The sequence below is a fragment of the Sphingobacterium lactis genome (assembly GCF_051951495.1).
GTDB lineage: Bacteria > Bacteroidota > Bacteroidia > Sphingobacteriales > Sphingobacteriaceae > Sphingobacterium > Sphingobacterium lactis_A.
The window spans coordinates 17,285-27,190 of the sequence record NZ_JBNHAS010000008.1 but is presented as its reverse complement, the minus strand read 5'-3'; the positions used below and the strand labels follow the sequence as shown (position 1 = coordinate 27,190).

The 9,906-nt window shown below is 38.3% G+C and carries 8 protein-coding genes; 3 read left to right on the top strand and 5 right to left on the bottom strand.

Annotation, left to right across the window (positions count from 1 at the left end; translation table 11 throughout):
• Positions 1 to 548 precede the first annotated feature (548 nt).
• A complete protein-coding gene (locus ACP6L2_RS18010; protein ID WP_440510635.1) occupies positions 549 to 935 on the bottom strand; it encodes an SRPBCC domain-containing protein in 387 nt (128 codons plus the stop codon).
• Positions 936 to 995: 60 nt separating this feature from the next.
• Between ACP6L2_RS18010 and ACP6L2_RS18005 the strand changes: the two genes are divergently transcribed.
• Positions 996 to 2,363, top strand: coding sequence for a methyltransferase RsmF C-terminal domain-like protein (locus tag ACP6L2_RS18005; protein ID WP_440510634.1), 1,368 nt, complete (start codon positions 996 to 998; stop codon positions 2,361 to 2,363).
• Here the strand turns inward: ACP6L2_RS18005 and coaBC are convergent.
• From coaBC to ACP6L2_RS17985, 4 genes are all read right to left on the bottom strand, one after another.
• Positions 2,360 to 3,565: a bifunctional phosphopantothenoylcysteine decarboxylase/phosphopantothenate--cysteine ligase CoaBC gene (gene coaBC, locus ACP6L2_RS18000; protein WP_440510633.1), complete on the bottom strand. Its 1,206-nt coding sequence runs from the start codon at positions 3,563 to 3,565 to the stop codon at positions 2,360 to 2,362. The genes ACP6L2_RS18005 and coaBC overlap by 4 nt on opposite strands.
• Before the next feature lie 9 nt (positions 3,566 to 3,574).
• Positions 3,575 to 3,901, bottom strand: coding sequence for a DNA-directed RNA polymerase subunit omega (locus tag ACP6L2_RS17995; RefSeq protein WP_344673439.1), 327 nt, complete (start codon positions 3,899 to 3,901; stop codon positions 3,575 to 3,577).
• Between the two features lie 25 nt (positions 3,902 to 3,926).
• Entirely contained in the window at positions 3,927 to 4,850 is a 924-nt protein-coding gene (locus ACP6L2_RS17990; protein WP_440510632.1) for an outer membrane protein assembly factor BamD, read from the bottom strand.
• Positions 4,851 to 5,067: 217 nt separating this feature from the next.
• Positions 5,068 to 6,015, bottom strand: a complete 948-nt coding sequence (locus tag ACP6L2_RS17985) for a helix-turn-helix transcriptional regulator (RefSeq protein WP_440510631.1) — start codon at positions 6,013 to 6,015, stop codon at positions 5,068 to 5,070.
• Between the two features lie 89 nt (positions 6,016 to 6,104).
• On the opposite strand from ACP6L2_RS17985, the gene ACP6L2_RS17980 reads away from it, so the two are divergent.
• Positions 6,105 to 8,513, top strand: coding sequence for a TonB-dependent receptor (locus tag ACP6L2_RS17980; protein ID WP_440510630.1), 2,409 nt, complete (start codon positions 6,105 to 6,107; stop codon positions 8,511 to 8,513).
• Positions 8,514 to 8,529: 16 nt separating this feature from the next.
• On the top strand, positions 8,530 to 9,888 hold the full coding sequence (locus tag ACP6L2_RS17975) for a hypothetical protein (protein WP_440510629.1): 1,359 nt from the start codon (positions 8,530 to 8,532) through the stop codon (positions 9,886 to 9,888).
• Positions 9,889 to 9,906 lie beyond the last annotated feature (18 nt).

The following is a 9,906-nucleotide window of genomic DNA, read 5'->3' as shown; positions in this document are numbered from 1 at the left end:
TTCCGAACAGAGAAGTTAAGCCCGCCAGAGCCGATGGTATTGCCGTAACAGGTGGGAGAGTAGGTCGGTGCCTAATTTTATACGGAGGCCCGTCATCGATGAGATGACGGGCCTTTCTGTTTTTATGATTTTTCTGCTGGAAAAAGTGGGTTTAGGGCATCCCTAGCCTGGCCATGTATTCGGCGGTTGTCCGTAGGGTCGAAGCATGCTTCGACCGATATCGAATCTATTTTTTATCCGGTCATTATAAGAGTTGGATTGGTCTTGTTCTGGCGGTCGATGCATGCATCGACCCTACGGTTAACGAAGGAATTGGATCGAATAGGTTTAGTCTATCGATTTCTTCCTATAGCGTTCGGCGTGTTGTTATCCCGCCAATAGGTCTAACTACTCCATACTATATACTAAATACTAAAAAAACTGCCCGGAGGGCTCAGACTCTTCGCTTCGCTCTGAGTTGTAAGTAGCATTAATTGGCTCTCTATTCCGCCAATAGGTCTAACTACTCCGTACTATATACAAAATACTATTAAAAACTGCCCTCAGGGCTATTCCTCATCCTCATAAAACTCCAATAATGAAGCGATATAGGTATCATTCCAACCGTCTACTAGGTCATCATAATCTTCATCAGGGATATTGGTTTGTTTAACTTCTAAAGAAGTTCCTTTTTTATGTTCATGAAATTTAAGGGTAACAATAGATTGTTCCTCTTGATCTCCGAAGTACCACTCTTGTACGATTTTGCTGAAAGGCTCTAACTCTATGAATTTTCCTTGGATAGCTCCGTCCCATAAAGAGAATTCCCCTCCAACCGTTGGATCGATTTCAACTAGGTCACCTGTCCATAAGCGAATGGTGATTTCTGTAGTTAATGCTCTATATAATTCTTCGGGTTCAGCGGGTATGATATAATATTTTTTAAAATCTTTCATTCTATATAAAAAGGGATTTGGATAATTCCTGTAAATTTACGCAGATTTATTAGCAAAAGCATGAGTAATTTTCTTCCTAATGCATTAGTACGTAAGCTTGGTGTTAATCCACTCTTTGACCAAGAAGCTTTCCTAGAAGCCCATGAAAACGGATTAAAGCTTACTTCAGTACGACTGAACCCATATAAGCCAGTCGATTTAGATTTGAAATTATCGGAATCTGTGCCTTGGTGTCCAGATGCTTATTATTTGGATGAACGACCTAAGTTTACTTTGGATCCTTTGTTTCATGCTGGATGTTATTATGTGCAAGAAGCATCTTCGATGTTCATGGCTCATATTATTAAGGAACTCGGATTGGATAAAGAGGCAGTCAAGGCTTTGGACTTATGTGCTGCACCTGGAGGTAAATCCACATTGTTAAATTCTGTTTTGTCGTCCGATAGCTTGCTTATAGCGAATGAAATCATCAAAGCTAGGGCAAATATCCTTGAGGATAATTTAATGCGATGGGGGCTTTCTAATACGATTGTAACCAATAATGATCCAACAGCTTTCAGAAGGTTGCCAGGTTTCTTTGATTTGATGGTTGTTGATGCGCCATGTTCTGGATCTGGGATGTTCCGGAAGGATGAGGACAGCATTGATGAATGGTCAGAAGCTAATGTAAAACTATGTAGTGAGCGACAGCGAAGGATCTTAGCTGATGTAATGCCAGGAATGGCGACACATGGATACCTGATTTATTCTACTTGTTCTTATTCTGAAGAAGAGAATGAGCAAATTTTAGATTGGCTGATGGATGAGTACGAATTTGAAAGTGTTACTATCCCCGTTGAGGAAAGTTGGGGAATTGAAGTAACAGAGTCTAAAAAGCACGAAGCAAAAGGCTATCGCTTTTATCCGCATAAAACAAAAGGTGAAGGATTCTTTGTAGGTGTTCTACGTTTCAAGGGAATCCAACCGATGTTCAATATCAAAAAGCTTAAGGTAGAAAAATCGCCCGTTCCTATTGAGTCATTAAAGCATTGGATAAAAGATTATCAGCAGTTCAGCACCTTCGTTCATCATGACTTCGTTCATATCTTCCCTAAGGAACTTGAAATTTATATTAAAGCTGCTCAGCAGGTACTTTATCTAAAGAATGCGGGTACTATGGTGGGTAAATGGTTAGGCAAGGAGCTTTTACCGTCGCATGATTTAGCATTGAGTATTCATTTATCGAAAGATATTCCAACAACAGAATTGAACCTCAAGGATGCACAGTCTTTCCTACGTAAGGAACCTCTAGATCCGAGCTTATTTCCAGAAAATCTGAAAGGCTGGAGTTTGGTCAATTATAAAGGACAAACGCTAGGATGGGTAAAAGTATTGGGTAATCGAGTGAACAACTATTATCCGAAGGAGATCCGGATAGCAAATCTTTAGGCTTTGCTTTGTTCTTGAATAATAAGGTTGCAAATATCCTTTGCGACCTCATCTTTTGATTTTAAATCATAAGCTGTAACCTCGCCTGCACGATTGATAACGGTGATTTTATTGGTATTATGCGCAAATCCTGCACCTTTGTCTTGCATAGAATTCAATACGATAAAATCTAGATTCTTCCGTTCTAGTTTATCTTTAGCATGCGCTAATTCATTATTGGTTTCTAGAGCGAATCCTACTAAAGTTTGATTATCACGCTTCTCTTTTCCAAGACTTGCTAATATATCGGTAGTTTTCTTCAAGGCGATACTAAAGTCTTCGGCTTTCTTTTTAATCTTTTGATCAGCCACCTCAACAGGTGTATAATCTGCTACTGCGGCACTCATAACCACAATATCCGATTCTTGGAAATGTTTATCCATAGCTTCGAACATCTGTTGGGCAGAGACTACATCCACACGGTTGACTTGACTCGGGCTATTCAAAGCTGTAGGACCTGATACCAAAGTTACTTCAGCACCTAATGCTTGTAGTTGCTTGGCGATCGCATATCCCATCTTTCCACTGGAATGATTCCCAATAAAACGCACAGGATCAATAGCCTCATAAGTTGGACCTGCAGATACCAATGCTTTCTTGCCTTTCAATGGGAGATTGCTCTCAAAATGCTTTGTAATAAAAGCTAGGATTTCTTCTGGTTCAGCTAGTCGACCTTCACCAACTAATCCACTAGCCAATTCACCAGTGCCAGGAGGAATTATCTGATGGCCATATTGCTTTAGAAGTTCAATATTATGCTGTACAGCAGGATGCTTCCACATATCTAAATCCATTGCAGGAGCAATAGCTATAAGACCTTTTGCGGAGAGGTAAACCGCTAAAAGTAGGTTATCGCAAAGCCCTTGAGCACATTTAGCTAAAGTATTTGCAGTAGCAGGAGCAAGCACAATGAGATCGGCTTGTTCGGCGATGTGGACATGATTATTCCATTCCCCGGTTTTTTGTTCGTAATAATCTACGAGAACCGGACGATTAGAAAGCGTGGAAAGTGTAAGTGGAGTTATAAATTGAGTGGCTTCTTCTGTCATGATGACCTGTACAGAAGCTTCAGCCTTCCGAAGTAATCTTACTAAGGTTGCAATTTTATAAGCGGCAATACTGCCGCTTATACCAATTACAATATTTTTGTCCTTGAGAGACATCAGATTTCCTTAATCTTGCTCTTTAGAAGGATTTCTAAAGTACACTTTGTCATGTAAGAACTCATCTAAAGCTACTAATGTAGGTTTAGGCATGCGCTCGTAATGTTTCGAGATCTCAATTTGCTCACGGTTTTCAAACACTTCTTCCAAATTGTCGTTGCTGCTAGCAAATTCAGATAATTTCTGATTAAGCTCTTCTTTTACATCAACTGCAATTTGATTCGCACGTTTACTGATGATGACGATAGACTCGTACAAGTTGTCTGTACCTTTGTCTAACTCTCTTAAGTCACGCGTTACGGTCGTGTTTGGAACGGTATTTTTATTTTGGCTCATATTTAAATGAATAGATATTTACGTATTATTGTTCGTTTTCTTTTGCTGTTTCAGCAGCTGTACCTGGATTTGAAACCCCAAGTTCTTCTTCGTATTTCTTTCTTGCTTTCTCATCAGCCTCTACGATTTTAATCGCTGTGGTGATTTTACGCTCTGCACTGCTACGTAGACCTTTCAACTCATTGTTGTATTTGCTTTCTGGATAATGCTCCGAGAAAGTCTCGTAATAATCTAACATTTGGTTGAAACGCTCTTCTTGACGTCTGGGCAAGCTGTTGTCAGCAAATAAATATTGTGATTTAACCAATAAGTATTCGATTTCTTCAGAATGCTTAGTATCTGGGTAGACCTTCAATACATTCTCCAGTGCAATAACCGCTGCACGGTAATCATCTGGCAAGCCCATGTTAAAATATAGCTTGGCATTATCGAATGCTTTCTTTTCTAATTTCTCACGTAGATCCTGAATCAATGTACCAGCTTCTTCTGCTTTCTCTGACTCTGGATATAAGTTCACAAACAATTGCAATTGTTCGATAGCTTTTCTTGTATTCTCCTGATCCAGGTTAGAACGAGGGGAATCCAAATAAAAACAGTAAGCAGACATGAAACGGCACTCCTCAGCACGTTGACTGTTCGGGTACTTATCTGCGAATTGTTTAAAGTGATAACGAGCAGAAATATAGTCTTTTAACCTATAACTAGAATAAGCGGTATAGTAATATAAATCTTCCGCCTCAGCAGTTCCTCTATAGCGGGTCACCAAATCTTCAAATAAAGTCAAGGCTTTAGAATACTTCCCTTTTTCGTAGTATTTCACAGCTTCTTGATATTTCATTTGAATGTTGTTGCTCGCACGTACTTTCTCAAACTTGCTCTTACAGCTACTCAATCCAGCTAATAGAAAAATGCCGACAATTAGGCTAAATACATGATTCTTCAAAAACATCTTACAAAGATACGTCAATTAATACTAATTTTCAATTATATTTAAAATGCGAAAATAGTTGATTTCAATTTAGCTAAAGTCGTGATGCTGTGCATTTAACAATCTTTAACTATCCTATTAGGTTAAAGAATTGGTCAACAGTCTGAATATCCAACTGCATCAACCATCCTTTATCGTAAAACAAGCCTATCGCTCCGATAAATAGTTATTGAAGAACTTATGGAAGGTTATGAAGGAAATTACTGATTTCTGGAAGAAGTCGTGCGCCCTCATGGGCTATCAAAAAGGTATATCGTAAAGAGTTTGGAATGATACCAAAATACTTCTTAAATGCTGTTGTAAAATGGGTTGAATGCTTATATCCAGTCATTCTTGCCACATCAGACACCCGATATTTACCCATTAAAATAAGCTTCTTGGCATGCTCCATCTTGGATTCTGTAATGTAATTCATCACGGTCTTTCCAAAATGTTGCTTAAAATACTTCTTCAGGTATTGCTCATTGGTCCCTACTGCTTTTGCCAGCTCAGAAATACTATGGTTTTTCGACAGATCCTCATCAATCAATTTCTTTACCAATTGAATCTTATCGTAATGATCCTTATTAACTATGATCTCCTTACTCTCATTTTCCGCATAAAGACCTTCCACCTGGTGAACCAAGATTTCTAAGAGTATGCTCTGTATTTTCAGTTGATTGAGGTAAGAGTCCTCTTCGTATAGTGTTAAGATTTGCTGCAAGGATAGATTAATCCTTGAATCCGCCGTTGTCAACAACCCATGTTGAAAACGATTCTTATCCGCCATGTACTTGACATGAAAGGCAGGAAGACGATCCGAAGGTATTAACATTAAGAGAACCTTATTTTCTGAACTCATGCTTTTGAACTCTAAATAAGAAGCCTTATTAACCGGTTTCAGGATATTCTCTCCAGATTGGATCAAATAGTTCTCAGATTGAATACTAAAAGTACAATTGGCCGAACTGTCACATAACAGAATATTTAAATAACCCTCAATCGGCGTAGTGAAGCTAAAGCGCTGTCTTCCCTTTAAGACCGTGAAATACATAAATGTTCCTAATTCCAGTAAGTTATCCTTTGGACTGGACAAGGACTCATTAATAATTTCCGATTGTTTAGCTTTTTTTTCCGATTGCGTCATTTTGTTATTTAGAATAATTCTACATTTGCAGCGAAGTTATTTAGACTAGTTCTAAAGAATGTCCAAAACTAAGATATTAATCGGATATAATGAAACAAATTTACTTTACCCTCCTCTTATTATTCTGTACGACTTGTCTTTTTGCTCAGAAAGCAAATATTAAAGGGATCGTGCATTTATTGGACGGTAAACCTGTTTCCAATGCGACTATCCGTGTTGAGGGCAGCCCGATTTTATGTGTATCCAATGAAAAGGGAGAATACATTTTAAATGAGGTACCCTATGGTAAGCAGGTTATTTTGGTAACATCCTTAGAGATAAAAAACAAGAAAGTTTCCTTAAAGGTTGACCGTCCTGTTCATGACCTGCATATACACATCGATCCAAAAGGAAATATTAGTCTAGATGAGGTTCGTGTAGTTCGAAATACCGAAAAGAAGGAGATTGAAACGAAGGGATTTGCTGTTAATGTTATTGAAACGAAAGAGGCAGCACTTAGAAACCTTCAAACTAATGAGTTACTGGATAAAACTGTAGGGGTTCGAGTGCGGATGAATGGTGGGTTGGGATCAACCACCAGCTATAATTTGAATGGAATGACAGGTAATTCTGTTCGAATTCTAATTGATGGAATTCCGGTATCTACTTTTGGCTCTTCTTTCAACCTAAATAGTATTCCACCAGCCTTAATTGAACGAATTGAAGTTTATAAGGGTGTTATTCCAGCACATCTTTCGGATGATGCTTTAGGAGGAGCGATCAATGTGGTGCTTAAAAAAGGGAAAAGTAATAACCTTAATGCTTCTGTATCCTATGGATCATTTAATACTACCCAATCCAACCTAAGTGGAATGTACCGTTCGAAAAACTCAGGTTTTACGGTAAAGGGATCAGCATTCTATAATTATTCAGATAACGATTATGAAGTATGGGGCAAGTTTGTCCGCAATATTCTTCCTAATGGTCGTTATGAATTTGTCAAAGCTAAGCGCTTCAACGATGCCTATAAATCCTATGGAGGTCGGATTGAATTAGGGTATACCGATGTCAAATGGGCTGATCAATTCTTTATTGGCTACAATGGGTCAGATGATTACAATGAGATCCAACATGGGGCATATATGACCATTCCTTACAAAGGTAGATTCTCCAAATCCAATGCCCATGTAGGAAGCTTAAGCTATGCCAAGAAAAATCTTTTTGTGGAGGGCTTAGAGTTTACCATGAATGCCATGTATAGCATGCGCAATGAATTGGTGAGTGATACTGTTTCGCATTATTATAACTGGTTTGGGGAGCAGAGCTTTGGCTTAGACGGAAAACCAATTTATACTTCACAAGGTGCGCAACAAGGTCCTAAGACCTTAAACCATATCGATCGTAATACTTTGACAGCTCGAGCAGGTTTAACTTATCAGCTGAACAACCAACATCAGTTTATATTGAATAACATCTTTTATGATGTGGATCGTGATCAACGTGATGATATGCGTTCGGAATTAGAAAGAGAGTTTATCGGTACTCGTGACTTACAAAAGAATGTCTTGTCATTGGCTTATGAGAACCAATTAATTAATGGGAAGTTACGTTCAACCGTATTTGGTAAATACTATCAGCAAAATGTTGATCGTATGGATCCAACATTAGTTAAAGAGAATGGGGAGTCCATTAAAAAGATTGTTACGGATCGAAATACAAAAAGTACAACAGGATATGGCTTGGCGCTTTCTTACGCTTTCAATCCGACCATCATGTTGCTTACTTCAGCAGAAAAGGCAGTACGTATGCCTACAGAAGGAGAGGTATTTGGTAGTCCTGGTGAAAACATCATTGAGAATTTCGGTATTCGTCCAGAAATCAGTAACAACCTTAATTTAGGTTTTCGCTTAGGTCCATTTGCCCAACAAAACCATCGTTTTTCTATTACAGGTTCTGGTTTCCTAAGAAATACAAAGGATAAAATCGCTCGTCGTATCAACTCTAGGATTAATGATGTGATCCAAACGGAGCCTTTCGAGAACATTGGTAAAACACAATCTGTAGGATTCGAAACCGAACTCAAATACCAGTATAAAGATTTGCATGTCTTTTTTAATCTATCCCGCTTCAATACTCTATTCAAGATGAAATATGATCAAAATGGGAAAGTCTTTGAACAATACAATCAGCAGATTCCTAATGAACCGTTTTTCACAGCCAATGCTGGAGCACAATATGGGTTGAAGGATGTGGCAGGGAAAGGCTCCAACTTATCCTTCTATTACGGAGCAGGCTTTGTCGAGTCATTTTATACCAGTTCTCTAGTTATCGAGGATTTCAAAACACCAAGGCAATTCATCCAAGACTTGGGTGCCAGCTATCTTTTCCCTAACAAGAAATATGTGATTAGTATAGATGCCAAAAACATTTTTAACAAACAAGCCTACGACAATTTTGCTGTTCAAAAGCCCGGAAGAGCATTCTATATCAAATTAAACTATAACATACATAATTTTTAACTCAATACAATTTATCATGAAGTTCACATCTTTAAATTATCTAGCCGCTATAGGATTATTAGTATCCACTTTAAGCATTATGAGTTGTAAGGACTCCGCAGTTGAAATAAATCCACCAACTACAAATCCTGATGGAAGATGGATTACCGTAGCAGGTGCTGTTATGGGTACAACAGCCACAAGTAAGCCTGGCGATGGAAATGGTGGTACCAAATTATTTTCAGTAAGCGCAAAAGATGCAAAAGATTTCAACTTTACCATTGATCCATTTACAAATGGCTTTTCGGTAAAATCAAATCGTACAGCTCGTTTGCAGACTTCGGAAGATGGTAATGTTCTTTTCAATATTTCATATGGAAATCCAAATGGAGGAGAGTTTTCCAGATTTAAAATTAATGGAGGAAATAGCTTTACCCAGGAAGATGTCACTGTTAGTATATTTCAATATGCTACAGAGAGTCCACGCTGGTTGAAGTTGTTCGATGGTGATAAAACAGGTGTTGCTGTCAATGTAGCTGATGTAAAGCCTGTTACCGAAGGAACAACTTATAAATACTCAAGAGGACGTTCAACCATATTGGCATTAGACCTACAAAACGTCTTAATTAAGAATTACAAGCATTATGAAATCCCGCTTTCTGCTGAAGAAGAGGCAAAAGGATATTACATCAGTCGTTTGGATGCTCCAGTACTTAACAAAGCAGGTAATAAATTAATCATTGGTTTTGCTAGTGGAAAGCACGATCCTAAAACTGCAAAAGCTGATGAAAATCCTTACCCTGCTTTAAGTTCTAAATCCGTAGTTGTTGATTATCCTTCATTGGAAAACCCAAAAGTAATTAGCTCAACCATTTCTAATGGTAGTACGAATGGATACCGTAGCTTCAATGCTTTCTTAGGAAATGATGGAATGATCTACCAAGCGTCGCAACGTGACGATAAAGGATCGCATATCTTAAGAATTGGTCAAAATAATGAATACGATAATTCTTACGTATTCAGCTTAGACGCTGCCCTAAAAGTAAAAGGATCATACATTGAGTGTTGGAGATATGTAGGCGATGGTATTGCTTATGTGCTCTATACACATGATGGAGCCCCTGCTTCCAAATTCAATCCAAGTCAACAACAAAGTTATGCTGCGCGTGTTGATTTGAATGCTAAAACAGCAACCAAGTTAGACTTACCAGATGATGTAGATGTATATTATTTCCAACATCAAGGTATTGCTGTTGATGGTGATGACGTGTATTTAACCTATGCACCAGTAGGTAAAGAGGGACGCATCTATGTTATTAACAGAAAAACAGGAGAGGTTAAACCGGGTGCTAAACTAGCAAACAAACCAGGAAACCACTATATCGGAACATTCTAAGATTCCAATATAAAGCCA

Bases quoted from the DNA above. Each gene is read 5' to 3' on its own strand.
- ACP6L2_RS18010 (WP_440510635.1), bottom strand. From the start codon at position 935: ATGAAAGATTTTAAAAAATATTATATCATACCCGCTGAACCCGAAGAA.
- ACP6L2_RS18005 (WP_440510634.1), top strand. From the start codon at position 996: ATGAGTAATTTTCTTCCTAATGCATTAGTACGTAAGCTTGGTGTTAAT.
- coaBC (WP_440510633.1), bottom strand. From the start codon at position 3,565: ATGTCTCTCAAGGACAAAAATATTGTAATTGGTATAAGCGGCAGTATT.
- ACP6L2_RS17995 (WP_344673439.1), bottom strand. From the start codon at position 3,901: ATGAGCCAAAATAAAAATACCGTTCCAAACACGACCGTAACGCGTGAC.
- ACP6L2_RS17990 (WP_440510632.1), bottom strand. From the start codon at position 4,850: ATGTTTTTGAAGAATCATGTATTTAGCCTAATTGTCGGCATTTTTCTA.
- ACP6L2_RS17985 (WP_440510631.1), bottom strand. From the start codon at position 6,015: ATGACGCAATCGGAAAAAAAAGCTAAACAATCGGAAATTATTAATGAG.
- ACP6L2_RS17980 (WP_440510630.1), top strand. From the start codon at position 6,105: ATGAAACAAATTTACTTTACCCTCCTCTTATTATTCTGTACGACTTGT.
- ACP6L2_RS17975 (WP_440510629.1), top strand. From the start codon at position 8,530: ATGAAGTTCACATCTTTAAATTATCTAGCCGCTATAGGATTATTAGTA.